We start from the raw sequence: 26,231 nt of genomic DNA, 5'->3' as shown, positions 1-26,231 counted from the left end.
GGGTCAGCGAACGACCTCTTCGGCGATCGAGAAGCGGGCCATGCACTCGCTGCGGCTGGCGTCGGCGGCGACGCGCCAGGCGCTCTCCGCCTCGGTGCGCGTGCGGTAGGGACCCATGACGCTGCGGGAATCGGGCGTCATCTCTTCGAAGGCCGTGTCGCGGTAGATGCCGCCCACGACCCAGTAGCGCCGGTCGAACATAGACATCGTGTCTTCCTCCTGGGCAGGGGAGGGGCCGGAACGACCGGCCCCTCGGACGGTTGAAAGTGGGTTACTCGGCCGCCGCGGCGTGGTGGCTCTCGCCGTGGAACTGCTCGGCCTCGGTGGACTCGCCCAGGGCCGTGGTCGAGGACTGGCCGGCCGAGATCGCCATCGAGACGGCGTCGAAATAGCCGGTGCCGACCTCGCGCTGGTGGCGCACCGCGGTGTAGCCGTCCTTCTGTGCGGCGAACTCGCGCTGCTGCACCTCGGAATAGGCGGCCATGCCACGGTCGCGATAACCGTGCGCCAGCTCGAACATCGACAGGTTCAGGGTGTGGAAGCCGGCCAGCGTCACGAACTGGAACTTGTAGCCCATGGCGCCCAGCTCGCGCTGGAACTTGGCGATCGTCGCCTTGTCGATCTTGGCTTCCCAGTTGAACGAGGGCGAGCAGTTGTAAGACAGCATCTTATCCGGGAACTCACGCTGGATCGCCTCGGCGAAGATCTTCGCCTCTTCCAGGTTCGGCTCGCCGGTCTCCCACCAGATCAGGTCGGCATGCGGCGCGAAGGCGAGGCCGCGGGCGATGCAGTTCTCCAGGCCCGTGCCCGGCTTCAGGTGGAAGAAGCCCTCGGCGGTGCGCTCGCCGGTGATGAAGCGGCGGTCGCGCTCGTCCACGTCGCTGGTGATCAGCTTCGCGGTCAGGGCGTCGGTGCGGGCCATCACGATGGTCGGCACGCCCATGACGTCGGCGGCGAGGCGCGCCGCGTCGAGGTTGCGGACATGCTGCTGGGTCGGGATCAGCACCTTGCCGCCCATGTGGCCGCACTTCTTCTCGGACGCGAGCTGATCCTCGAAGTGCACGCCGGAGGCGCCGGCCTCGATATAGGCCTTCATGATCTCGAAGACGTTCAGCGGGCCGCCGAAACCGGCCTCGGCGTCCGCCACGATCGGCGCGAACCAGTCGATTTCGCCCTGACCTTCCATCTTCTGGATCTGGTCGGCGCGCTGCAGCGCCTTGTTGATGCGGCGGGCGAGTTCGGGGCCGCTGTTCGCCGGATAGAGGCTCTGGTCCGGATACATGGCGCCGGCCGTGTTCGAGTCCGCCGCGACCTGCCAGCCGGAGAGGTAGATGGCCTTCAGGCCGGCCTTCACCTGCTGCACCGCCTGGTTGCCGGTCATGGCGCCCAGCGTGTTCACGAACGGCTCGGACTTCAGCAGCTCCCACAGCCGGTTGGCGCCGCGCTCGGCAAGGGTGTGCTCGATCCGGACGGAGCCGCGCAGGCGCTCGACGTCGGCGGCCGTGTACGGGCGCTCGATTCCGTCGAAGCGGCCCTGCGGCGCGTTGGGCACGAGGCGGGAGAAGTCGCTGGCGGACATGTCTGTCTCCGTCGGTATGTGTTTGTTGGACGGAAGATTGACACGATCCGTGGGTCTGTCGATAAGGCGTTTGAAAGCAAAAGGTTTCGGTGTACGTGTGTCCGAGTTTACAAATGTCGTTTTGTAAAATTGGTGTGTGATGGCGACGGCGATGAAGGACCAGAAGCTGTTCTGCGGGCCGCGGGTGCGGCGGCTGCGGCGCGAGCGCGCGCTCACACAGGTGCGCATGGCCGAGGAGTTGGGCATCTCCACCAGCTATCTGAACCTGATCGAGCGCAACCAGCGGCCGGTGACGGCGCAGCTGCTGATCCGCCTCGCCGAGGTCTACGACGTGAACCTGCGCGATTTCGCGGGTGGCGAGGAAGCGGAGGCGTTCGCCGACCTCAGCGAGGTCTTTAGCGACCCGCTGCTGCGCGGTCGCGAGATCGCCCAGCAGGAACTGAAGGACGTGGCCGCCGCCGGCCCGGAAGTTAGCCGGGCGATCCTGGCGCTGTACCAGGCTTATCGCGAATCGCTGACCCGCGGCGCCGATCTGGCCGAGCGCATGACCAGTCGGGGGGAGGGCGGCGACGCACCCGAACTCCGCGATCCGATGGAGGAGGTGCGCGACTTCCTGCGCCTGCGCAACAACCACTTCCCCGACCTGGAGGCGCGTGCGGAGGACCTGCACGTGCGGGCGAAGCTGTCGCGCGACGACCTGCTGCACGGGCTGCGCGGCTACCTGCTCGATGCGCTGGGCATCGGCGTGACAATCATGCCCGTGGACCTGCTGCCGCAGACCCTGCGGCTGTACGACCGCCACCGCCGTCGGCTCGTCCTGTCGGAGATGCTGCCGGAATCCGGCCGGGTCTTCCAGGTCGCCTACCAGATCGCGCTGATCGAGCACGGCGAGGCGATCGACGCGGCGGTGAAGGAGAGCGGCATCGAGGGCGGGACGGCGCGCCGCCTCTGCCGCGCCCATCTGGCGAGCTATTTCGCCGGTGCCGTGATGATGCCCTACGAGCGCTTCCTGCAGGCGGCGGAGACGTTGCGCTACGACGTCGAGGTGCTCTCGCGCCGATTCGGCGCCAGCTACGAGCAGGTTTGCCACCGCCTAACCACGCTGCACCGTCCCGGTGCGCGGGGCGTGCCGTTCTTCATGGTCCGGCTCGACGCGGCCGGCAACGTCACGAAGCGTTTCAGCAGCGGCGGCTTCCGGTTCGCGCGGCTCGGCGGCTCATGCCCGCGCTGGGACATCCACCGAGCCTTCCAGACGCCCGGCCGCATCCTGTCGCAGATGGTCGAGATGCCGGACGGATCGCGCTACGTGACCTTCGTGCGCACGGTCTCGCGCGCCGGCCTCGGCAACAGCGGCGACCACCACCCGTTCGCCGTGGCGCTCGGCTTCGAGGCGGCCTACGCGCAGCGCGTCGTCTATGCGGACGGATTCGATCCCACGAAGGACAGCCAGGTCACGCCCATCGGGCTCGGCTGCCGGCTCTGCGAACGGGCCGACTGCACGGCGCGGGCCTTTCCGCCCCTGACCCGGCCGCTGATCGTCGACGAGCACCGGCGCGAACTGGCGCCTTTCATGTTCCTGACCGACTGAACGGCCGAGACCTATCGCAGATAGGCCTCGGAGGCGTAGCGCCGCATCATCCGATGCGTGTTGAAATAGCTGCCGAGGCGGCTGATCGCCTGGGCCATCATCCACGTCCAGCGGTCTGGGTCGTCGTAGTAGAGGGCGAGGACGCTGTTCTCGAGCTTGTCGTACAGCATCGGTGCGTCCTGCTCGGCGGTTGTGCCGTCGGTGCCGTCGCCGATCGACCAGCCGGTCTCCCCGTCGACGCAGCCTTCGCTCCACCAGCCGTCGAGGACGCTGAAGTTAAGGCCGCCGTTCAGCGCCGCCTTCATGCCCGAGGTGCCGGATGCCTCCATCGGCGGGATCGGGGTGTTCAGCCACACGTCGCTGCCGGAGATCAGCGTGCGCGCCAGTTCCATGTCGTAGTTCGGCAGGAACGCGATCGGCAACTCGCCTTCGAGGTCGCGGATGTGGTGGTGGATCTGCTGGATGATCTTCTTGCCGTCCTCGTCGTGCGGGTGCGCCTTGCCGGCCATGACCAGCTGGAACGGCCGCTTCCTGTTGATCGCGCGCAGCCGCTCGATGTCGTGGAACAGGAGGTTGGCGCGCTTGTAGGCGGTCATGCGCCGCGCGAAGCCGATCAGCGGCACGTCCGGGTTCATCACCACGCCCGATGCCGCCCGCACGCGCGACAGCAGGGCGCGCTTCGCGTCCTGCCGGGCCGCTCGGATCTCGGCGTCGGGGATGATGTGGGCGCGCAGCAGCACCTCGGGATCGTGGCGCCAGTCCGGGAAGTGCCGGTCGTAGAGGTGGATGAAGCTGGCGGCCGTCCAGGTCGACGGATGGACGCCGTTCGTCACGGCGTGGACCGCATGACCAGGGAACATCTTGCGCGAGGTGTCGGCATGCCGCTTTGCGACGCCGTTCACGTAGCCGCTGAGGTTGAGCGCGAGGTGCGTCATGTTCAGGTCCTCGTGACCGCCGAAGCGGCGCAGGGCCTGCATGTCGACACTGGCGCCCAGTTCGCGCTCGACCAGATCGTAGGCGAAGCGGTCGTGACCGGCCGCAACCGGCGTATGCGTCGTAAAGATGCAGCGGTCGCGCACCTGCGCGACGTCGTAGTGCTGCGCCCCGTCGTGACCCGGGCCGTGCGTGCCGAAGCGCTTCAGCAGTTCGGTGACGAGGAGGGCGGAGTGGCCCTCGTTCATGTGGTAGCGATCGATCTCGAAGCCGAGCGCCCGGAGCGCACGAAGGCCGCCGATGCCGAGGACCGCCTCCTGCTTCAGCCGGTACCGCTTGTCGCCGCCATAGAGCCGATCGGTGATGATGCGGTCTTCCGGATCGTTCTCCAGCAGGGCCGTGTCCAGCAGGATCACCGGTGTCTGATAGCCGGTCACGCCTGTGACCAGGAACAGCCACGGACGAATCCAGACGTCCCGTCCTTCCAGCGTGATCGCGACCTTGGCGCCCAACGGCCGCGTCCATTGCTCGGGCGACCACGGGTGCGGCTGCTCGACCTGGCGGCCTTCCGCATCGATCTCCTGGCGCATGTAGCCGCCGCGGGAGGCGAGCGTCACGAACACCACGGGAAGCTCGAGATCGGCGCTGGATCGCGCCGTATCGCCGGCGAGGCCACCGAGGCCGCCGCTGTAGGTGTGCATTTCGGGGCGGAGCGCCATCTCCATCGAGAAGTAGGCGATGCGCGCCCGGCGCGTCAGAACATCCAAATGTGTAACTCCGATCGAGCCGTTTCATCCGGCAGCCCCGATTCGCGCTGGCGGTGCCCAGCATGCGCTCGGAGTCCGGTATCTCTCTTCATCATACGTGCCAAACCCTAAGCTAGTTTAAAGCGCGGTGTGACGGAACCCGGGCTGAACTACCCGGCTCCGCGTGCGGGATGGCGGGGCGTCGTGCTGATTACACAAGGCTTCCGGCAGATTCCCGATGCCTGTCGCGGGTTGTCGGTCCGGCAGGTCCGCGACGGCGATAACCGAACGAAACCCTGCGCGAGCAGCATGACCTCCACCCTACGGATTGGTCTGCACCTAAATTCGGCCGCGACGGCCCATGTCTGCCCACGCGATGGGCGTTCCTCTCGGTCCTAGTAAAATTTCTTGCGAATATTTGCGATGACGATCGTTTTAAATGTGGCAAAAAATCGACGTGCGGCGAGGACTGGATACACGGGAATAAAAAGTGGCGCGGGGCGTGCGCGACACCTTGAATTGGGGAAGTCTTCCGCGATATCGCGAAATCGTGGCGCTTTCGACCGGCAGCGGGCCGGCGGTCGCGCCGGAAGCCCAGACGGAGGCTCCCGACAGATGAACGATGGCGTCCCCCGGACCCTCGACCACCGACAATCAGAATCCGCCACGGCCTACGACAGTGGCCCTTTCCTGCCCGCTACGGGCCCCGCCAAGATCGTCCCGATGCGTGGGCGCAACGGCCGCCCGGTTCACCGCTTTCCCATCAGCGAAGCCAGTAATGCCTTCCGCCGCCGCTTCTTTCCGGCCGCCACCCTCGGTGACTGGAACGATTGGCGCTGGCAGGCGCGCAACCGCGTGCGCAGCCTGGCGCAGCTCGAGCGGATCTTCGATCTCTCCGATGACGAGCGCGCGGCGGTCGCCCATCATTCCGGTTCGCTGCCCGTCGGCATCACGCCCTACTACGCCAGTCTCATGGCGCGTTCCGACGCGACCGAGGCGCTGCGTCGCACGCACCTGCCGGTGATGGGCGAGTATCTGCGCGCACCCGGTGAAGCTGACGACCCTCTCGGCGAAGATCACGACACGCAGGTGCCGGGTCTCGTCCATCGTTACCCCGATCGTGTGCTGTTCCTGACGACGGGCTTCTGCTCGACCTACTGCCGCTACTGCACGCGCTCCCGCATGGTGGGCGAGGCCGGCGGCGAGTATCACTTCAGCGTCGGTCAGTGGGAGCAGGCGCTCGCCTATCTCCGCGAGCACACCGAGGTGCGCGACGTCCTGCTTTCCGGCGGCGATCCGCTGACCATCCACGACGACAAGCTGGAGTGGCTGCTGTCGCGCCTGCGCGAGATTCCGCACATCGAGTTCGTCCGCTTGGGCTCCAAGGTGCCGGTCGTGCTGCCGATGCGCGTGACCAAGGACCTGGCGCGCATGCTGCGCAAGCATCGCGTCTGGCTCAGCCTCCACTTCACGCACCCCAACGAACTGACGACCGAGGTGACCGAGGCCTGCGATCGCCTCGCGGACGCGGGCATTCCGCTCGGCAGTCAGACGGTGCTGCTGAAAGGCATCAACGACGAGTTGGAGACGATGAAGCGGCTGATGCACGGCCTGCTGATGCGCCGGGTGAAGCCCTACTACATCTACCAGTGCGACCCGATCTCCGGCTCCGCCCACTTTCGCACCCCGGTCGAGAAAGGCCTGGAGATCATCGCCGGGCTGCGCGGGCATACGACGGGCTATGCCGTGCCGACCTACGTGATCGATGCCCCGGGCGGTGGCGGCAAGATCCCGCTGATTCCGGATCCGGTCGTGGGCCGCGACGGCGACGACCTGCTGCTGCGCAACTTCGAGGGCGGTGTGTTCCGCTATCCCGATCCCGCCGGATCGCTGGGGGCGGATCGGAATGCGCGGGGGAACGGCGGCTGATGCGCGTCGGCATCACCTACGATCTGCGGTCCGACTATCTGGCCGAGGGCTGGTCCGAAGAGGAGACGGCGGAGTTCGACTCCGTCGTCACCATCGACGCGATCGCCGCCGTCCTGGCGGCGCGCGGCTGGACCGTCGACCGCATCGGCCACGTCCGGCGGCTGGCGGAACGGCTGGTGGCGGGCGAGCGGTGGGATCTCGTCTTCAACATCGCAGAAGGGATGCACGGCATCGGACGGGAGGCGCAGGTTCCGGCACTGCTCGACGCTTGGCGCATTCCCTACACCTTCTCCGACCCGATGGTGCTCGCCCTGACGCTCGACAAGGCGATGACGAAGCGCGTGGTGCGGGATGCCGGTCTGGCCACGGCGCCGTTCGCCGTGGTCGCCGATGCCGCCGACCTGGCCGCCGTCGACCTGCCGTTTCCGCTCTTCGTGAAACCGGTGGCCGAAGGGACCGGCAAGGGTGTCACCGCCGCCTCGCGCGTCGAGACGCCGGAAGCCCTCCGCGCCGCCTGCCTGCGCATCGTCGACCGCTACCGGCAGCCGGCGCTGGTCGAGACGTTCCTTCCGGGGCGCGAGTTCACCGTGGGCATCGTCGGCACCGGACGGGATGCCGAGGCGATCGGCGCGATGGAGATCCTCTTCGGTGCGGAGGCCGAGGCGAACGGCTACTCCTACGAGAACAAGGAGCATTACGAGGGACGGATCACCTACCGGCTCGCCGACGATGCCGAGGCGCAGGAGGCGACCCGTCTCGCACTCGCGGCATGGCGCGCTCTCGGCTGCCGTGACGGCGGGCGGATCGATATCCGGTCCAATCCGGCGGGGCGGCCGCATTTCATCGAGGTCAACCCGCTTGCCGGCATCAACCCCGAGAAGTCCGACCTCGTCATCCTCGCGCGGATGGCCGGCTGGAGCTACGATGGATTGCTCGGGCGCATCCTCGACTCCTGCCTGACGCGGCTCGGAGACGCGAGGCAGGCCGCTGCCTGAGCCGGCGCCGGTACGATGAAGAGGACCAGGGTAACGTGGGGTACTGGGCCGCGCTCGCGGCGTTGACGCCGATCGTCGCGGTCTTCGGGCTTCTCGTCGCGCTGCGTCTGCCTGCGGTCAAGGCGATGCCGCTCAGCCTCGTCGCGACGGCCGCCGCCGCGGTCTGGCTGTGGGGCGTGCCGGCGGTTCACGTGGCCGCTGCGGCGATCGAAGGGCTGTTCGTCGCCGCGTCCATCCTGTGGATCGTCTTCGGCGCGATCCTGTTGTTGCGCACCGTGGGGGGCACCGGCGCCCTCGATGCGATTCGCGCCGGCTTCACCCGGATCACGCCGGACCGTCGGATCCAGGCGATCATCGTCGCCTGGCTGTTCGGCGCCTTCATGGAAGGGGCCGCCGGTTTCGGCACGCCGGCGGCGGTGTGCGCGCCGCTGCTGGTCGCCCTCGGCTTCCCGCCGATGGCTGCCGTCGTGCTCGCACTGATCGCCAATTCCAGCCCCGTCTCGTTCGGCGCCGTCGGCACGCCGGTCCTCATCGGCATCGGGCAGGGCCTGCTGCAGGGCGGCGAACTGGCGCCGCTCGCCGCCGCCGCCGTCGGTGATCGACCCTACGACCTGTTCCTGCAGGCGGTGGGCATCCGGGCGATCACGATCGATCTTCTGGCGGGGAGTTTCCTGCCGCTGCTGGTCTGCGTGGTGCTCACCCGCTTCTTCGGCACGGAGCGGAGCTGGCGCCGCGGCCTGGAGGTCTGGCCGTTCGCCCTGCTCGCCGGGTTCGGCTTCACGGTGCCGGCGCTGGCGGTCGCCATTCTCCTCGGCCCGGAGTTCCCGACGATGTTCGGGGCGCTGGCGGGTCTCGCGCTCGCCGTCTCGGCCGCGCGGTTCGGCTTCCTGATGCCACGCCGGACCTGGGATTTCGGCGGTGGCGAGGGCGGTGGCGAGGGCGCGGCGCAGGTCGTGGAACCCTCGAAGCCGATGAACCTGCGGCTCGCCTGGGCGCCCTACCTGCTGGTGGGCCTGCTGCTGGTGATCACGCGGCTGCGCGAGCTGCCGGTGCAGGGATGGCTGACCGGCGTTCGGCTGGAATGGCCGGCGATCCTCGGCACGCCGATCGATGCGGCGGTGGCACCGCTGCACCTGCCCGGGACGGTCTTCCTGATCGTCGCGCTGATCACAGTGCTCCTGCACCGTGCCGGCCGTGACGTGATGAGCCGCGCCTTCGGCGGCGCCGCGCAACGCGTGGCGGTCACCGCCGTGGCGCTCGGCACGGCGGTGCCGATGGTGCGCATCTTCATCAACTCGGACGTCAACGCCTCCGGCCTCGCCAGCATGCCCGTCGAACTGGCGCGCGTCGCCGCGGCCGGCCTGGGTTCGGTCTGGCCGCTCGCGGCGCCGGTAGTCGGAACGCTGGGATCCTTCATCTCCGGGAGTGCGACCTTCAGCAACATGATGTTCGCGCTGCTCCAGGCCGACGTCGCCCAGATGGCCGGCTGGCCGGTCGAGACGGTGCTGGCGGCGCAGATGTTGGGCGCCGATGCCGGCAACATGATCTGCGTCGTCAACGTGGTTGCCGCGGCATCGGTGGTGCAGCTGCTGGGCCGGGAGGGGGCAATCATCCGCTACACGCTGCCGGCCGCGGCCGCCTACCTGCTGCTCAGCGGCGGGCTCGCCCTCGGCTTCGGCCTGATCGAGCGTGGCCTCGATGCGACCTGAACCGCAGCGTCCCATTGCGATCCTGCACGGCGCGATCCCGCCGGACGCGCGACCCGACGACCTGGACACCCTGGTGCAGCGCGATGCCGTCATCGCCGCCTTCGCGGCGCGCGGACGGACGGCGGTCGGCGTCGAACTGGGATTGGATCTTTCAGCGGCGGCTGCACGCCTGCGCGAGCTGGCACCGGCACTGGCCTTCAACCTCGTCGAGACGGTGGCGGGGAGCGACGCGCTCCTGCCGCTCGGGCCGCTGCTGCTGGAGCATCTCGGTCTCGCCTATACCGGCTGCGACAGCGGCGCGCTGGCGCTGACCAGCGACAAGCTGGTGGCGAAGCGGCTGATGCGCGCCGCCGGCATCCCGACGCCGCTCGGCCCGGAGGCGGGCGTGGAGGGGCAGCGCTGGATCGTGAAATCGGCGACCGCGCACGCCTCTCTAGGCCTGGACGAGGGCAGCATCGTCGAACCGTCCCGCATCGACGCCGCCATCGCCGAGAGGACCGCCCGTTACGGCGGGCGCTGGTTTGCCGAGGCCTTCGTCCCGGGCCGGGAGTTCAATCTCGCCGTCCTGGATGGCCCGGATGGGCCGGAAGTGCTGCCGCCGGCGGAGATCCTTCTGCTGGCGGGGGTCGAGATCGTCGGCTATGCGGCCAAGTGGGACGAGGCCAGCGCCGCCGCCCGCGCAACGCCCAGGCGCGCCGACTTTCCGCCGTCCGACGAACCGCTGCTCGGCGAACTGGCGGCACTGGCCCGGCGTTGCTGGGATACCTTCGGCCTGCGCGGCTATGCCAGGATCGATTTCCGCGTCGATGAACAGGGGAGGCCCTTCGTGCTCGAGGTCAACGCCAACCCCTGCCTGTCGCCGGATGCGGGCTTCGCCGCCGCCGCGGCACGCGCCGGGCTCTCCTTCGACGACGTGATCGCGCGCATCGCGGCGTCCGCGAACCGGCCGGCCCGGGAGGGTGGACGCTAGCCATGTTCCGGATCCGTCAGGTTCCCGACGCCGTCACGCCGGCCAACGCGACCGCCGTCGCCCAGGTCCAGGAGATGCTGTCGGCGCAGCTCGCCGGCATCTCCGCGGCCGAGGTGGCCGCCATTCCGGCCAAGCTGCACGACCCGCTGAAATACGGCTTCCGCTACATGCTGTTCGTGGCCGAGCAGGGCGGGCGGGTGCGCGGCTTCGCCCTGCTCAGTTGGGCCCCGGACCACAAGTTCTGCTATCTGGACTACATCGTCTCTGCGCCCGGCCGTTCCGGCGGCGGCATCGGCGGCGCGCTCTATGCCCGGGTGCGCGAGCATGCGGCGGCGCTGGGTGCGGTGGGGCTCTTCTACGAGACGCTGCCGGACGATCCCGCCCTGAGCCCGGAGCCGCCGATCCGCCGGCAGAACATGGCGCGGCTGCGCTTCTACGAGCGCTACGGCGCACGCCCGATCATCGGCACCCGCTACGAGACGCCGCTGCAGCCGGGCGAGACCAATCCGCCGTACCTGACCTACGACGGCCTCGGCCGGGAGACGCCGCCCGGCCGCGACGAGGCGCGTCGCATCGTGCGGGCGATCCTGGAGCGCAAGTACGGCAGCCGCTGCCCGCCCGGCTATATCGACATGGTCGTCGAGTCCTTCACCGACGACCCGATCCGCCTGCGGCCGCCGCACTATGCCCGCCGCCCGGACCCGGAGCGTTCGCCGGTCCCCGCGCCGGCCTGGAAGATCGCGCTGGTGGTCAACGACAGGCACGACATCCACCATGTGCACGAGCGCGGCTATGTCGAGGCGCCGGTGCGCGTACGTGCCATCCTCCGCGCGATCGAGCCGATGGGCCTGTTCGACCGGGTCGAGCCGCACGGCTTCTCCGACCGGCACATCCGCGCCGTACACGACCCGCGCCTCGTCGACTATCTCGACCGGTCGAGCGCCACTGTCGGCAACGGCAAGTCGGTCTACCCGTACGTCTTCCCGATCCGCAACGCCGCGCGGCCGCCGAAGGAACTCAGCCTGCGCGCGGGCTACTGGTGCATCGACACCTTCACGCCGATCAACCGCAATGCCTATCTCGCCGCCCGGCACGGCGTCGACTGCACGCTGACCGCCGCCGACGAGGTCCTGCGCGGCCGCCGGATCGCCTATGCCCTGACGCGCCCGCCGGGCCACCATGCCGAGCGGCGGGCGTTCGGCGGCTTCTGCTATTTCTGCAACGCGGCGGTGGCGGCGCACTATCTGTCGCAATACGGCCGCGTGGCGATCCTCGACATCGACTATCACCACGGCAACGGGCAGCAAGACATCTTCTACGACCGCGGCGACGTGCTGACGGTATCGATCCACGGCCATCCGAGCTTCGCCTATCCCTACTTCAGCGGCTTCCGCGAGGAACAGGGGCGCGGCGCCGGCGCCGGGACGAACATGAACCTGCCGCTGCCGGAGACGATCACACCGGAGCAGTACGCCGCGGCACTCGCCGATGCGCTGAAGCGGATCGCCCGCTTCCGACCGGCGTGGCTGGTGCTTGCCTGCGGATTCGATACGGCGGTCGGCGATCCCACCGGGTCGTGGCCGCACCGGCCCGACGATTTCGTCCGGATGGGACAGGCGATCGGCAAGGCCGGCCTGCCGACGCTGGTGGTGCAGGAGGGTGGCTACCGCACCCGTACGCTCGGACAGAACGCCGCCGCTTTCTTTCGCGGACTGTGGGATGGGACGGAGCACGCGCGCGCCGCCGTTCCGGTACCCGCCCCGCCACCCCGTTCGCTGACGCGGCAGCGGGCGAAGCATGCGACCGACATGACCATCTCCTGGCGCAGCGAGGTGCAGGCCGGCGACGTCGACCTGGTGCGCCGCTTGGTCGCGTCGACCGGCTTCTTCACGGCCGAGGAGGTGGAGATCGCGGCGGAACTCGTCGCGGAGCGGGTCGAGAAGGGCCCCGCCAGCGGTTATCACTTCGTCGTCGCGGAGCGCGAGGGGCGGCTGGCCGGCTATGCCTGCTACGGTCCGATCCCCGGCACGGACGGACGCCACGACCTCTACTGGATCGCCGTCGCGCCGGATATCCAGGGGAGGGGGCTCGGCCGGGAGATCCTCGAACGAACGGAGGCGGATGCGGCTGCTCAGGGTGCGGCGCGCCTCTACGTCGATACGTCGACCAGCGCGCACTATGCGCCGACCCGCGCCTTCTACAAGCGCACCGGCTATCGCGTTGCGGCGGAGATGCCCGACTTCTATCGTGACGGCGACGGCAAGACGATCTTCGTGAAGCCCTTGGTCAGGCAGCCGGCCTGACGCTCATTCGAGCCAGGTCGGCGCCTCGAATTCGGGCTCCCGGCCGGTTCCGACGGCACAATTGAGCGGCGGCACCTCGAAATACATCGGGCACACGAGAAGCGTGCTGACCGAATGGCCGTCATCGGCGAGCGGCAGCCGAAGCACTTCGAAGTCGTAGGCGCGCGACGCGATCCGCCGCCGGTTGCGCGAGACGGACGGTTCGCGCGTTTCGACCATCCGCGCGAAGATCGTCTCGATCCGGACACGGTAGTCGGCATCGGGGATCGCGGAGAGGTCGGCGCCGGTCGGGTCGAGGCCGATCCGTTCGACCATGGACGAACCGCACAGTCGGAACGTGAACCGCGGCGGCGACGGATGCACGTCGATCAGCGTGATGTTGCCCAACCACCCTCGCATCGCCAGGGGATCGACGATAGAGCGGCCGGGCAGCCGATCGCCGACGCACCGCTGGTACCAGTAGTCGTAGAGACGGCGGAGTTCCGGATGGGTGATCTGGCGGGGGTCGAAGGGCGACGTGTCTCCGCCGTCATTCCGGCTTCGTGCGCGGGGTAACGCCATGTTTCTGGACCTCCTGTCCAGTTGCAACCATCCTTACGCGGCATCCGTTAAGAAATTACTTCGCGCGACGGAAATAGCGGCGCTTGCGTCCGACGGCCCTTGCCGCACCGGGCCGTCTCCGGGCTATGCTTCGGTCACCCCTCCTTCGCCTTGTGAGTACCCCTCGTCATGACCGTTGAACCCCGCGCTTTCCGCGACACGCTCGGCCGCTACCCCACGGGGGTCAGCATCATTACGACGACGGACGACGCCGGCGTCTGGTCCGGCGCCACGATCGGCTCCTTCTCCTCCCTGTCGCTTTCGCCGCCGCTCGTTCTCTTCTGCCTCGACAAGTCGGCGCTCTGCCATCCGGCCTTCATGAAGGCGAAGGTCTACGGCGTGAACGTCCTGGCCGAAGACCAGACGGAGCTCTCCAACATCTTCGCCTCTCGGAACGCTCGGCCGTGGGGCGATCTCGCCACCCGCGTCGGCAAGACCGGGGCGCCGCTGCTCGCCGACTGCGTGGCATGGATCGAGTGCGAGATGGAGGCGATTCATCCGGGCGGCGACCACGACATCTTCGTCGGTCGCGTGGTCGCCATCGAGGCGGCGCCCGCCGGACGCCCGCTTCTCTATTTCGGCGGCGGCTACCGCAAGCTGGAGCCGGACGAAGTCCAGTAGGCGTCAGCTCGCATCGCCCTCGGCACGGCTGCTGAGGGCGCGTGCGCGAAAGCCGGCTTCGCCCAGGCCGGCGACGATACGCGTCAGATGATCGGCATCCCGCGTCTCGACGACGATGTCGACCTCGGCCAGCTTGATCGGCACGTCGTAGAACCAGCGCTGGTGGTGCACCTCCAGGATGTTGCCGCCCAGGCCGCCGATGCACGCGGCGATCCGCGCGAGGCTGCCCGGCTGGTCGCTCACCTCGACGCGCAGGCGCATCAGGCGTCCGGCGCGTACCAGGCCGCGCATCAGCACGGAGGCGAGGAGCCGAGCGTCGATGTTGCCGCCGCTGACGATCAGGCAGACCCGCTTTCCGGCAAAGCGTGCTGGGTTCGCCAGGACGGCGGCGAGGGGTGCGGCGCCCGCGCCTTCGGCGACCGTCTTCTCGATTTCGACGATCAGCTGCACCGCGTGCTCGAGATGGGCCTCGCTGACCAGCAGGATCTCTGCGACGAGGCGCCGGATGATCTCGATGGTGATGGTGCCGGGCCGCTTGACGGCGATCCCTTCGGCGATCGTCGGCCCGCCGGATTCGACGGAGCGGCCCTGCAGGCCGCACAGCATCGACGGGTAGAGCGCCGCCTGAACGCCGACGATCTCCGTCTCGGGGCGCAACGCCTTGGCGGCGATGGCGATACCGGAGATCAGCCCGCCGCCACCGATCGGCACGACGATCGTGTCGAAGTCCCGGCCGTCGCGCAGAACCTCCAGCGCGACGGTCCCCTGGCCGGCGATGATCCTCTCGTCGTCGTAGGGATGGACGAGGGTCAGGCCGTCGCGCCTCGCCGTGGCGCGTGCCAGGGCATAGGCCTCGTCCAGGCTGTCGCCCCTGACCACCACGTTGGCGCCCAGCAGTTCGGTGTTGCGGATCTTCACCATCGGCGTGGCCGCCGGCATCACGATGGTCGCGGGGATGCCGAGCCGGGTCGCGTGATAGGCGACGCCCTGGGCGTGGTTGCCCGCCGACATGGCGATCACGCCGCGTCGCTTTTCGTCCTCGGACAGTGCGAGAAGCCGGATGAGCGCGCCGCGCTCCTTGAAGGAGCCGGTATACTGCAGGTTCTCGAGCTTCAGCCAGATATCCGCGCCACAGATATCGGACAGCGTGCGTGAGCGAACGCACGGGCTGTCGACCAGATGCCCCGTCAGCGTTGCGGCGGCAGTTTCGATGTCCGCTAGGGTTACCGTCATCGTTCCGTTCCGGCCGGCATGAGGCGCAGCATATGTGCCGGATCGTCCGGCGGGACGAGGGTCAGGTAGCGTCCTTCGCGCCAGACGTCCACCAGATCGCCATAGTGCGGCGACAGCGGGTTGCCGGACTGGCCTGGAGCGACGATGAAGAGCGAGCGATCGAGATCGGACAGATCGTAGACCGCGCGATAGGCGGGGCCGAAAACCATCTCAAACGGTGCCACGGGGTCCGTTACCATGAACCCGCCGCGGTTGACGGTGTGCTGTCCGCCCGCCGCGGGCGTCCGGATGTTGGTCAGGTCACCCAGCAGAGGCACCCTGCCGAAGACGGGGTGACGGAACGTCGCCATGTGCGCATCGCCCCAGCGCCAGTTGCGGCGGTCGGAGCCATACCGCGCCGCGGTCCAGTCGAGCGCCGCTCGCAGTGCCGCCGCCAACGTCTGGCCGCAGGTTTCGACGTCGGGCGTGCGGGTGTCGTTGCACAGCGTCTGCTCGCTGGTCAGGGCGTGGAGCAGCGTTTCCGGCCGCGCGCCCCACCATTCCTCGAAGGCCTCGTCGAGTTCGTCTGCGAAGATCGCGCGCGTCGCCTCCCGGAGCCACGCCTCGTAGACGAGCGGCTCCCAGCGGTCGACGGCCATCGACTGGTCCCATTTTCTCAGGCCGTCGAGCACCTCGGCATTGCCTCCATCGGCGACGGCGGGGTCGATCATCACGGGCAGCAGCGTCCCGGCCGTGCCCGACCGGATATCGAGCTGAAGCGCCGTGCTGAAGGCCAGGTCGGTGGGGCCGGCATCGGAGAGAACGTCTTCGATCCGTTCGGCGCGGTATCCGTCGGGCCAGAAGCGACTGATGAAGTGAGGATAGGCAGGGCCGACCACGCGGTTGTTCGCGTTGACGATCATCCCGGACTCCGGATCGGCGACGTGCGGCAGTTCCTCGAAGGGAACGAAGCCGGTCCAGTCGTGATCGCCGGTCCAGCCGCGCGTGATGTCGGCGCCGTCGCCAGAGCGCCTGATCGGGACCTGTGACGGCATGGACAGGCCTATGCTGTGCGAGTCGGCATAGGCGATGTTCTGCTGGGGCGCCCGCATCGCCCGCAGGGCCTCCCGGACCTCGGCGACATTGTTTGCGCGATTGACACGGTAGAGCGCCGTCGCGCCGGGGTCGCCGGGCAGCAGGGCGGAGTTCCTGAGCGCGAGCACATGATCGTCTCCGGCCGCTTCCGCTGCGGCGGGATTCACGTCGGAGATCACGGGACCGTGGCGTGTGCTCCGGATCTGCAGCAGCACGTCTTCGGCGAAACGGACGCGGATGACCTCGTTTCGCACCGAGAACGGCCGAACGCCCTCGGGCGTGTCGTATACGGAGTCGTCGGTCTTGGAGAGACGCTCGACGAACAGGTCGCTCGCGTCGCCGTGGGTGGTTGTCAGCCCCCAGGCCACCTTGCCGTTGTGCCCGAGCACCAGGAAGGGCAGGCCGGGCACCGTCGCGCCCGCAAGCACGCGGTCCGGCGTCTCCACGTGCGCGAGGTACCAGACTGCGGGCGCGCCGATGCCCAGGTGCGGGTCGTTGGCGAGAATGGGACCGCCCGTGCTGGTGCGCGCACCCGATAGCGCCCAGACGTTCGAGCCGCCCTCGGCCCGCCATCCCGGTCCGGCTTCCCGCCAGAGGCCGGCCGTATCGGTTTCGTCCCCTCCAGTTTCGACCCCTCTGGCGCCGGCCGGCCGGCCCGCCGACCCGCTCGCCAGGGTCGAAGGTCCCTCCGCCTCGGGAAACAGGTTCTCGATGAGATCCTCCGGCACGTGACGGCGCAGGCCGGCGCGCAGCAGTTCGGTGTTCCAGTTCCCGGTCAGGCGCAGGGCCATCAGCCGGATCCACACGAGGCTGTCGGTCACGCTCCAGGGCTCGGGCTCGAACCAGAGGGCATAGAACTCGGGCGGGAGCGCCCCGTGATCGGTCCGCATCCAGGCGTTTACCCCGGCGGCATAGGCTTCCAGGTGGGTCCTGACCGATGCCGGCAGCGCGGCGGCATCGGCGGCGGCCAGCCGATAGACGCCGAACGTGCGCATCATGCTGTCCATCGGCACCAGATCGGCGCCGAGGATCTCCGCCATCCGCCCGGCGCCGACCCGGCGCGTCAGCTCCATCTGCGCGAACCGGTCCTGCGCGTGGACGAAGCCCAGGGCGAACGCGGCGTCGCGTTCGCTCCCCGCCTGGATGAAAGGGATCCCGTGCGCGTCGCGCGCCACGGTGACGGGTGCGTCGAGACCAGATAGCGCGATGTCGCCGTCGAGGTCGGGCAGGGATGTCCCCAGCCAGAACCATCCCGCCGCTCCGGCCAGGACGAGCACCGCGGCCACGCCGGCGAGACCGAAGACGATCCGGCGAAGCACGCGGTGCATGAGAGGCGTCGTTCCTGGTTCAGCCCGCGAGTTCGCGCAGGATCTTTTCGCGGTCCTGGTCGACGTCGGGTGCGGTCGGTCGACTGGTCGGGTCGTCGTAGCCGGAGATCTTCACCGGGTTGCCGGCGACGCGCAGGCTGCCCGCCTTCGGGTCGGTCACGTCGATCACCATGTTGCGCGGCTCGACCTGCGGATGCTGCATCACCTGGCTGACGTCGTTGATCCGGCTCGCCGGCACGCCCGCGGCGTCGAGCAGTTCGAGCCATGCCGCGGTCGGGCGCGTCGTCAGTACGCCCTGGATCTCGGCCTCCAGCGCGTCGTGGTGCTCGTTGCGCAGCCGGTTCGTCGCGAACAGCGGATTCGTGGCGAGGTCTGGCCGCTCGATGATCTCGCAGAAGCGGCGGTACATCGTGTCGTTGCCGCCGGCGACGATCATGTGGCCGTCCTGGGTCTTGAAGACCTGGAAGGGCGTGATCGACGGGTGGCGGCCGCCGAGCGGGCCCGGGATCTCCCCGGTCGCCGAGTAGCGGACGATGGCGTTCTCCATCAGCGCCATCTGCACGTCGAACATGCCGATGTCGACCTTGCGGCCCTCGCCGGTGGTTGCGCGGTCGTAGAGCGCCGCATTGATGCCGATCGTTGTGTAGAGGCCGGCGGCGACGTCGCCGATCGACATGCCGACGCGCGTCGGCTCGCCGCCCGGTTGGCCGGTGATGCTCATGATGCCGCCCATCGCCTGCACGACCATGTCGTAGGCCGGACGCTTCGAATGCGGACCTGTGTGGCCGAAGCCGGAGCAGGCGGCATAGATCAGCTTCGGATACTTGGCGTGCAGCGTGTCCCAGCCGTAGCCGAGCTTCTCCATGGTGCCCGGCCGGAAATTCTCGACGACGACGTCGGCCTTGGCGAGCAGCTTCTCGAACACCGCCCGATCCTCGTCCTTCTTCAGGTCGAGGGCGATGCTCTCCTTGCCGCGGTTGACGGAGATGAAGTAGGCCGACTTGCCGCCGACGAACGGCCCGTATTCGCGGGCATCGTCGCCGGTGCCGGGCGTCTCCACCTTGATGACGCGGGCGCCCAGATCCGCGAGGATCATGGTGGAGAAGGGCCCCGCCAGCACGCGGGTGAGGTCGACGATGGTCACGCCGCTGAGCGGTCCGGAAGCGGTCATGCTGGTCCTTTCGGTTGTCGGCGCTAGGATCGACGCGGCGAGCGGCCGACCTGAGCGAAACTCCACACGAACGCGGCCGGAGGGTAGTGGGACATGTCCATGAGGTCACGTAGTTTCCGCACGCTCGGCCCGGCCGGGTTCCACCGCATCGCGTACACCGAATGGGGGGATCCTGGAAACCCGCGGGTGCTCGTCTGCGTGCACGGGCTGTCGCGCAACGGCCGCGACTTCGACGAGATCGCCGCGGCGTTGAGCGACGTCTACCGGGTCGTCTGCCCGGACATCGTGGGACGCGGCGAGAGCGACTACCTGACGGTCAAGGAGTTCTACGACTACAAGCTCTACTGCAGCGACATGGCGACGATGGTCGCCGCCACGGGCGCGGCCGAGGTCGACTGGATCGGCACCTCCATGGGCGGCATCATCGGCATGATGCTGGCCAGTCTGCCGAACGCGCCGATCCGGCGTATGGTGCTGAACGACATCGGGCCCGTGGTTGCGGTCGAGGGGCTGCAGCGGATCGCGGGCTATGTCGGGCGCGACGCGCGCTTTCCGGACTTCGATACGGCCTTTGCCACCATCCGTGCCGTGGCCAAGGGTTTCGGCCCGATGACGGAGACGCAATGGCGCCGCTTCGTCGAGGTGCAACTGCGCCGGGAGGCCGACGGCACCTATCGCCTGAACTACGACCCGGGCATCGCTTGGTCGCTCGCCGACGCGCCGAAGGCGGACATCGCGATGTGGGAACTGTGGGATGCCATCCGCGCGCCGGTGCTGGTCCTGCGCGGCGGCGTATCCGACCTCCTGCGCGCCGATACGGTCGCCGAGATGCAGCGCCGTGGACCGCGCTGCGAGGCGATCGAGATCGAGGGCATCGGCCACACGCCGGCTCTGGTCGATGCGCCGCAGATCGAGGCTGTGCGGCGCTTCCTAACGGCGTGACGGCTCAGCCTCGACGGGGCTTCAGCCGCCCGCCTTCCAGATCTCTTCCAGCCGGGCCGCCCGGCCGCAGCCCCACTTGTAGTAGTTGTACCGGAGCGGATTCTTGTTGTGATAGTCCTGATGATAGTCCTCGGCCGGGTAGAAGGGGGCCGCGGGCTGGATCGGTGTGACGACCTCGCGGCCGAACTTCTCTGCGATCTTCTGCTTCGAGGTCTCCGCCATGCGCCGCTCCGCGTCGCCTGCGACGAAGATCGCGCTGCGATAGGGGCTGCCCCGATCACAGAACTGGCCGCCTGCGTCGAACATGTCGACGTTCCGCCAGAAGGTGTCGAGCAGTTCCTCATAGCCGACGACGCTGGGGTCGTATCGAACCTCCAGCGCTTCGGTATGGCCCGTGCCGCCCGACGACACCTGCTCGTAGGTCGGGTTCGGCACCGTGCCGCCGGTATAGCCCGAAGTCGTCTCGACCACGCCCTCGACCTTGTCGAACGCCTCCTCGACGCACCAGAAGCAGCCGGCGGCGAAGATCGCGGTCTGGGTCTGCGGCTTCGTCTCGCCGGACTTGGGCGCTTGCGCCACCGCGGCTGTGGCGGTGATCAGCACCACCGCCAGGGTCGCTATGGTCCGAAAGCGCGGCGCCCACCGGTTCGGGCTCGGATGCTTTTTCATATGATCCTCACTGGCGGGCGGCGCCGAGGATGGTGCCGTCCGCCGTCTGAACGATGGCGACCAGCTGCTCGCCTTCAGGGTCCGCGACGCTTACCGTGACGGGCTCGCCCACCCACGCTGCCGCCGGGACGATGGCGCGCACCAGATTGGCCTGTTCGATCGTGCGGCCGGCATTCTCGCCACGCCGCACCTCGGTCCGGCGCCTGGCGTCGTAGCCGAACAGCCAGACCGTTCCGGCACCGCTCCCTGCACCGACCGCGACCTCGGCCTTACCGTCGGTGCGCCGTATGGCAATCGGAACGGAATCCAAGCTCTTCTCGGCTTCGGCGATGGCGGACCGCACGCCGGCGCGGTCGGACCCGATGACGTCCGCGCGGCCGTCGACCACCATCTGCGGCGTGTAGATGTTTCTGCGGCCGAGTTGGGCGGCATAGGTCCGCTGGCGCTGCGTGGCGGCGGGCGAGGAGAATGGGTCTTTCCACCCCAGCCGATCCCAATAGTCGACGTGGAAGGCGAGCGCGATCACGTCGTCGCGCTCCTCCGTCAGGTCGAGCAGGAACGCCTCGGCCGGCGGGCACGACGAGCAACCCTGCGAGGTGAACAGTTCGACGACCACCGGCCGGTCCGCTGCTCTGGCGCCGCCCCGGAGCGCCGAAGCGGCGATCGCCGCGACGGCGGCAGCCGTGAGGAGCAACGCGCGTGCAGGGGACATCCGCCTCTCCGCCGTTCGATCTCGTTCAGCGAGGAGTTGGCGCCGCGCCGACGCCCTGCCAAGCGGGATCGACGCCGGCTCTCTTCATAAGGCCGTGAGCGGCGGCGGCAACCCTGCCGCTCAGCGCACGCCCTTCACCATCATCCGCGACAGGATCTGCAGCATGATCTCGTTGGCGCCGCCGCCGATCGCGGTGAGGCGCGCGTCGCGGAAGACCCGGCTGACGCGGTTCTCGGTCATGTAGCCCTGACCGCCCCAGAACTGCAGGCACTCCGACGGCACCGTCATTCCGAGTTGGCCCGCCTTCAGCTTCGCCATGGTGGCGAGGCGCGTCACGTCCTCGCCGGCGACGTAGCGCTCGACGGCCCGGTAGACCAGCGAGCGCAGGCATTCCACCTCGGTCTGGAGCTCGGCCAGCTTGAACTGCACGACTTGGTTGTCGAGGATCGACCGGCCGAACGCCTTGCGTGTGTTCGTGTAGTCCAGCGTCTCCTCGATGATCTCCTCGAGCTGCTTGATCATCTTGACCGCGCCCAGCAGCCGCTCCTCCTGGAACTGCTCCATCTGGTAGAGGAAGCCGCGGTTCTCCTCGCCGATGCGGTTCGACTGCGGCACGCGCACCTCGTCGAAGAAGAGCTGCGCCGTGTCCGAGCAACGCATGCCCAGCTTGTCGAGCTTGCGCGCCACCGTGACGCCCTTGCTCTTCATCGGTACGACGATCAGCGACTTGTTCTTGTGCGGACCGCCCTCGTCGGAGGTGTTCGCCAGCATGCACATCCAGTCGGCCTGGGTGCCGTTGGTGATCCACATCTTCGAGCCGGTGATGACGTAGTCGTCGCCGTCCTTGCGCGCGAAGGTCTTCAGCTGCGCCACGTCCGACCCGGCGCTCTCCTCCGACACGCCGATGCAGCCGACGAGGTCGCCGGCGATGGTCGGCGCCAGCCAGTCCCGGCGCAGGGCGTCGCTGCCGTACTTGGCGAGGGCAGGGGTGCACATGTCGGTCTGCACGCCGAGCGCCATGCCGACGCCGCCGGCCCGGATGTGCCCGAGCTCCTCGGTGAAGGCGATGTTGTAGGTGTAGTCCAGGCCGAGGCCGCCATACGCCGTCGGCTTCGTGATGCCGAGCAGGCCGGCGTCGCCGAACGCCTTGAAGACCTGGTGCGCCGGGAAGATGCCCTCCTCCTCCCACCGGTCGACGAAGGGGTTGACGTGCGTGTCGATGACCCGCCGCGCGGTGCGGCGCAGTTCCTCGTGTTCGTGGGTGAAGAGCATCTCGTTCCGTCCCTGAAATGCGGGCCGCCGGCGATGGATGCGGCGGCCCTGCGCCCGTTGCGGCGACCTTTGCGCGCCTCGGCGGAAGACGCAATGGCCGATGGGGACCGGCGCCGGGTGTGCCTGTATTCGCCGCGAATTTTGCACGACACTGCTCCGAGTGAGGGCGCTCACATTGTGGTGCCGCCGAGGGTGCCACGGTTGCCTGGATGCAGCTCGGTGTCGGGGGAGGCACGAATGCGGCCGCTGATCATGCTCGGGCAGATCGTCACCGCCGCCGTCGCGATCATCGTCGCGGTCTGGTGGATCGCAACGCTCTGCATGCGCCTCGTGCTCAGGCGGCTGGAGCGCCTCTGGCCGCTGCACGGCGGTCCGCGCAACGCCTGCGTCGCCCTGCTCGGCGTCGTGTCGCTGCTGGTCGCGGCCGGCACCCTCGTCGCCACGTGGCTCCTGTACCTCGCGCTGCGTCCCGATCCGGAGAACTGGTCGCCGACGACGGCGGCGATATGGGAGTGGTCGCTGATCGTGCCCCTGGTGTTCGGCACGATCGCGGCGATCGTCGGCACCTTCTCGCAGACGTCGGCCGCCTGGGGCGCCCTGCTGCGCCAGCGCCACCTGCTCGATCTGGCCGGCCCGGCCGAGCCGGCGACGCCGCCCGGCGAGGTCGGCGGCCGCAGCATCGTCATCTGCTGCGACGGCACCGGCAACCGTCCGGACCAGGAGGAGGAGGGCAGCCCGGCCACCACCAATGTCTGGAAGCTCTACTACACCCTGGTCTGCGACGAGACGCAGGTGACTTGGTACCAGGCGGGCGTCGGGTCCGACACCTCCTCGACGGCGCGGCAGGCCCGGCGCACCCACAAGGTGCTCGAGGCGGTCGGCACCGATACCGGCGCCAAGGTCGCCGCATTTGGCAGCCGGCTGCTGAAGCTGTTCGAGGGTGCGTTCGGCGCCGGGGTCAGCGAGGGCATCATCCGCGGCTACACCGAGATCGTGCGCCAGTACCGGCCGGGCGACCGCATCTATCTCGTGGGATTCTCGCGCGGCGCCTTCACCGCCCGCTGCATCGCCGGGGTCATCTCGCGCTGCGGCCTGCTGCGCGCCGAGAACATCCGCTACGCCCCCGAGGTGGTGCAGCTCTACCGCATCCGGGACAAGCCCGGCGACGCGCTGGCGCTTCGGCACGACATGATGCACCAGGATGTCCGGGTGGAGTTCCTCGGCGTCTTCGACACTGTGGCGTCGCTCGGCGTCCCGCTGTGGGGCTGGTGGTTCCGCGTCTTCCCGATCTGGCGCAACATCCCCTTCGCGACGGATCCGGCCGCCGTCTGCCGCTTCGTCTACCATGCCCTCGCCATGGACGAGCGGCGCTCGCAGTTCTTCCCGACGCTCTTCGACCCGCCGCTGGCACCCGCCGACACCGTCGTGCAGCAGGTCTGGTTCCGCGGCGCGCACGGTGACATCGGCGGCGGCTACGCCACCACCGGCCTTTCGGACATTCCGCTCGGCTGGATGATGGACGCGATGGAGCGGCATGGGCTGGTGTTCCGGCAGGACGCCCGGCAGAACATGCGCCCCGATCCGCTCGCCCGCATGCACGACGAACTGACCCGCAACCCCAGCTGGAAGCTGTTCGGCAGCTGGCCGCGCTGGCATCCGCTGCCGGGAGACAGCACCGGACCGCACGGATCCTACCTGCACGACGCGGTCGTGGCCCGCGCCGAGATCATGCACCAGCGTCTCGGGCGGCCCGACATCCTGCGGCTTGCGCCGGGCGAGAGCCGCGACTTCGTCACCCAGGCGCATCGCGAATGGGACCGTACCGGCTTCGCGATCGAAGCCGGCGCGGCATACCGGCTGACCTATGTCGGCGGTCTGTGGCGCGATGCCGAGAAGGACGCGTGCGGACCCGACGGTCAGCGGGCGGCCGGCGGCGACATCCGCCGCTTCGCCGGCCGCGGCCTTCGGCTCAGGACGGAGCCCTGGATGCGGCTGGTGGCGACCGTGGCGCATCCGCGGCGATGGGCTCTGCTGGAACGCGAATGGCGTCTGCTCGTGAAGTTCCTCTTCGTGAGCGATCCGGAGGAACTGACGGGGCAACTGGCGCCGATCGGCCGCGACCTCCACGCGCCGGGCGACGCCGTGATCCTGCGCAACGAGGCGCATGGCGGCCTGCTCTATCTCTTCGCCAACGACTGGTGGCAGACGGCCAGCAACAACAGCGGCGGCATCCGGCTGCGCATCGAGCGCCTTCGCGAGACGGATCCCGCGACGCCGGCATGGCTGCTGCAGTTCCGGCCCGGCGACCCCCGGGCGGCGGTCTGGACGGCGCCCGCCGCCGCCGGCGGCGGGGCGACCGCACCCTGACGCCTTGTTCGTCGCGCCGGGCGCGCCAAGTGTGAGGGCAACCCAGGATCCGGGAGCTCCATGCCTGTCTCGCACGACATCCGCGCCTCCACCGCCCATGCCGGCCTCGGCGGCGACTTCTTCGATCCGGTCGACGCCGCCCGCTTTCCGCGCCACGACCTGCGCTTCCGTAACGACCGCTGGGCCCCGCGCGTCGGGCTGGAAGGGCTGACGGACGGCGAGTGGATCGACCATTTCGGCCGTTTCACGCCCATTCCCGGCAGCTTCGAACGGCCCCTGGCACTGCGCTATCACGGCCATCAGTTCCGCACCTACAATCCCGACCTGGGCGACGGCCGCGGCTTCCTGTTCGCGCAACTGCACGACCGGTCCGACGGCCGCCTGCTCGATCTCGGCACCAAGGGCAGCGGGCGAACCCCCTGGTCGCGCGGCGGCGACGGACGCCTCACGCTGAAGGGCGGCGTGCGTGAGGTGCTGGCGACCGAGATGCTGGAGGCGCTCGGCGTCGAGACGTCGAAGTCGTTCAGTCTGATCGAGACCGGCGAGGACCTCGTCCGCGGCGACGAGCCGTCGCCGACGCGATCGTCGGTGCTGGTGCGCCTCAGCCATTCGCACATCCGCATCGGCACGTTCCAGCGGCTGCTCTTCCTGGACGAGACCGACAATATCGGCCGGCTGCTCGACCACTGCATCCGCACCTACATACCCGATGCATGGCGCGAGGAGCGGCCGGCGCGCGCGGCGGCCTTCCTGGAAGAGGTGGTGCAACGCGTCGCGCGGATGGGGGCGCAGTGGATGGTCGCCGGCTTCGTGCACGGCGTGCTCAACAGCGACAACATCAACATCACCGGCGAGAGCTTCGACTACGGTCCCTGGCGCTTCCTGCCGCTGCTCGATCCGGCTTTCACCGCCGCCTATTTCGACCAGACCGGCCTCTACGCCTATGGGCGTCAGCCGGAGACGCTCGCCTGGAACCTGACGCGGCTCGCCGAATGCCTCGTGCCGGTGGCGGACACGCCGGCGCTCCAGGCGGTGCTCGACGGCTTCGAGCCCGCCTTCCATCGCATGTTCACCGAGGAGGCCCTTCGGCGGCTCGGTATCGTCTCCGCCGGCCCCGAGGCGGATGCCGAACTGGTGCGCGCGCTGTGGAGCTTTCTCCGGCAGAGCGGGGCACCTTTCGAGCAGACGCTGTTCGACTGGTACGGCGGCGGCCTCGCCGCACCCCGCGCGGCGTCAGGCCCGTCGGCCCCGCTCTATGCGACGGCGGACTTCCAACCGGTGCGCGTGGCCCTCGATCGTTTCGATCCCGCTCCCGATGCCCGCACCGATCACGCCTACTTCACGGGCGGCCAGCCCTGCACGATGCTGATCGAGGAGGTGGAGGCGATCTGGGATCCCATCGCCCGCGACGACGACTGGACGATGTTCTATGACAAAGTGGCGGCGATCCGTGCGATGGGTGAGGCCTACGGCCGCGCAACGCCGTAGGC

General features: G+C 68.9%; 20 protein-coding genes. 10 read left to right on the top strand and 10 right to left on the bottom strand.

Translation table 11 applies throughout. From position 1 onward, the window contains the following. Positions 1-3 precede the first annotated feature (3 nt). Entirely contained in the window at positions 4-207 is a 204-nt protein-coding gene (locus tag ABIE65_RS14720) for a DUF4170 domain-containing protein (RefSeq protein ID WP_354078663.1), read from the bottom strand. Between the two features lie 64 nt (positions 208-271). Then, positions 272-1,579 (bottom strand): isocitrate lyase, encoded by a 1,308-nt coding sequence (gene aceA, locus ABIE65_RS14715; protein WP_354078662.1) that lies wholly within the window; start codon positions 1,577-1,579, stop codon positions 272-274. Between the two features lie 151 nt (positions 1,580-1,730). Here aceA and ABIE65_RS14710 point away from each other — a divergent pair, with 151 nt between their 5' ends. Further along, positions 1,731-3,167, top strand: coding sequence for a helix-turn-helix domain-containing protein (locus ABIE65_RS14710; protein ID WP_354078660.1), 1,437 nt, complete (start codon positions 1,731-1,733; stop codon positions 3,165-3,167). An 11-nt stretch (positions 3,168-3,178) separates the two neighbouring features. On the opposite strand, the gene glgP is transcribed toward ABIE65_RS14710, so the two are convergent. After that, positions 3,179-4,867, bottom strand: coding sequence for an alpha-glucan family phosphorylase (glgP, locus tag ABIE65_RS14705; RefSeq protein WP_354078658.1), 1,689 nt, complete (start codon positions 4,865-4,867; stop codon positions 3,179-3,181). A 702-nt stretch (positions 4,868-5,569) separates the two neighbouring features. Here glgP and ABIE65_RS14700 point away from each other — a divergent pair. The 5 genes from ABIE65_RS14700 to ABIE65_RS14680 are packed head-to-tail and all read left to right on the top strand — an operon-like array spanning position 5,570 to position 12,752. Further along, positions 5,570-6,775: a KamA family radical SAM protein gene (locus ABIE65_RS14700; protein WP_354078657.1), complete on the top strand. Its 1,206-nt coding sequence runs from the start codon at positions 5,570-5,572 to the stop codon at positions 6,773-6,775. Continuing rightward, complete coding sequence (locus tag ABIE65_RS14695; RefSeq protein WP_354078656.1) at positions 6,775-7,770, top strand: D-alanine--D-alanine ligase family protein; 996 nt, start codon at positions 6,775-6,777, stop codon at positions 7,768-7,770. The genes ABIE65_RS14700 and ABIE65_RS14695 overlap by 1 nt, the downstream gene beginning before the upstream one ends. A gap of 35 nt (positions 7,771-7,805) precedes the next feature. After that, positions 7,806-9,479 (top strand): L-lactate permease, encoded by a 1,674-nt coding sequence (locus tag ABIE65_RS14690; protein ID WP_354078655.1) that lies wholly within the window; start codon positions 7,806-7,808, stop codon positions 9,477-9,479. Further along, entirely contained in the window at positions 9,469-10,449 is a 981-nt protein-coding gene (locus tag ABIE65_RS14685) for a D-alanine--D-alanine ligase family protein (RefSeq protein ID WP_354078654.1), read from the top strand. The genes ABIE65_RS14690 and ABIE65_RS14685 overlap by 11 nt, the downstream gene beginning before the upstream one ends. Positions 10,450-10,451: 2 nt before the next feature. Continuing rightward, entirely contained in the window at positions 10,452-12,752 is a 2,301-nt protein-coding gene (locus ABIE65_RS14680) for a GNAT family N-acetyltransferase (RefSeq protein WP_354078653.1), read from the top strand. A 3-nt stretch (positions 12,753-12,755) separates the two neighbouring features. Here ABIE65_RS14680 and ABIE65_RS14675 read toward each other — a convergent pair whose 3' ends face one another. After that, a complete protein-coding gene (locus ABIE65_RS14675; protein ID WP_354078652.1) occupies positions 12,756-13,313 on the bottom strand; it encodes a PAS domain-containing protein in 558 nt (185 codons plus the stop codon). A gap of 168 nt (positions 13,314-13,481) precedes the next feature. On the opposite strand from ABIE65_RS14675, the gene ABIE65_RS14670 reads away from it, so the two are divergent. Then, entirely contained in the window at positions 13,482-13,973 is a 492-nt protein-coding gene (locus ABIE65_RS14670) for a flavin reductase family protein (RefSeq protein WP_354078651.1), read from the top strand. A 3-nt stretch (positions 13,974-13,976) separates the two neighbouring features. Here the strand turns inward: ABIE65_RS14670 and ABIE65_RS14665 are convergent, their stop codons facing one another. The 3 genes from ABIE65_RS14665 to ABIE65_RS14655 are packed head-to-tail and all read right to left on the bottom strand — an operon-like array spanning position 13,977 to position 18,779. Beyond that, positions 13,977-15,206, bottom strand: coding sequence for a threonine ammonia-lyase (locus tag ABIE65_RS14665; protein ID WP_354078650.1), 1,230 nt, complete (start codon positions 15,204-15,206; stop codon positions 13,977-13,979). Beyond that, positions 15,203-17,608 carry a penicillin acylase family protein gene (locus tag ABIE65_RS14660; protein WP_354078649.1) on the bottom strand — a complete coding sequence of 802 codons (2,406 nt, stop codon included), beginning with the start codon at positions 17,606-17,608 and terminating at the stop codon, positions 15,203-15,205. The genes ABIE65_RS14665 and ABIE65_RS14660 overlap by 4 nt, the downstream gene beginning before the upstream one ends. Before the next feature lie 19 nt (positions 17,609-17,627). Then, entirely contained in the window at positions 17,628-18,779 is a 1,152-nt protein-coding gene (locus ABIE65_RS14655; RefSeq protein WP_354078648.1) for a CaiB/BaiF CoA transferase family protein, read from the bottom strand. 99 nt (positions 18,780-18,878) lie between these two features. Here ABIE65_RS14655 and ABIE65_RS14650 point away from each other — a divergent pair, with 99 nt between their 5' ends. Next, entirely contained in the window at positions 18,879-19,721 is an 843-nt protein-coding gene (locus tag ABIE65_RS14650) for an alpha/beta fold hydrolase (RefSeq protein ID WP_354078647.1), read from the top strand. 21 nt (positions 19,722-19,742) lie between these two features. Here the strand turns inward: ABIE65_RS14650 and msrA are convergent, their stop codons facing one another. The 3 genes from msrA to ABIE65_RS14635 form a co-directional block, all read right to left on the bottom strand. Further along, positions 19,743-20,390: a peptide-methionine (S)-S-oxide reductase MsrA gene (gene msrA / locus ABIE65_RS14645; RefSeq protein ID WP_354078646.1), complete on the bottom strand. Its 648-nt coding sequence runs from the start codon at positions 20,388-20,390 to the stop codon at positions 19,743-19,745. A gap of 7 nt (positions 20,391-20,397) precedes the next feature. After that, positions 20,398-21,102 (bottom strand): DUF1223 domain-containing protein, encoded by a 705-nt coding sequence (locus ABIE65_RS14640; RefSeq protein ID WP_354078645.1) that lies wholly within the window; start codon positions 21,100-21,102, stop codon positions 20,398-20,400. 120 nt (positions 21,103-21,222) lie between these two features. Continuing rightward, on the bottom strand, positions 21,223-22,374 hold the full coding sequence (locus ABIE65_RS14635) for an acyl-CoA dehydrogenase family protein (protein ID WP_354078644.1): 1,152 nt from the start codon (positions 22,372-22,374) through the stop codon (positions 21,223-21,225). A gap of 237 nt (positions 22,375-22,611) precedes the next feature. On the opposite strand from ABIE65_RS14635, the gene ABIE65_RS14630 reads away from it, so the two are divergent. After that, on the top strand, positions 22,612-24,741 hold the full coding sequence (locus ABIE65_RS14630) for a T6SS phospholipase effector Tle1-like catalytic domain-containing protein (protein ID WP_354078642.1): 2,130 nt from the start codon (positions 22,612-22,614) through the stop codon (positions 24,739-24,741). Positions 24,742-24,801: 60 nt separating this feature from the next. Continuing rightward, complete coding sequence (locus ABIE65_RS14625) at positions 24,802-26,229, top strand: protein adenylyltransferase SelO (protein ID WP_354078641.1); 1,428 nt, start codon at positions 24,802-24,804, stop codon at positions 26,227-26,229. Positions 26,230-26,231: the final 2 nt, after the last annotated feature.

It is taken from the genome of Constrictibacter sp. MBR-5, assembly GCF_040549485.1.
GTDB lineage: Bacteria > Pseudomonadota > Alphaproteobacteria > JAJUGE01 > JAJUGE01 > Constrictibacter.
The sequence above is the reverse complement of the archived record's forward strand: the minus strand, read 5'-3'. Positions and strand labels throughout refer to the sequence as shown.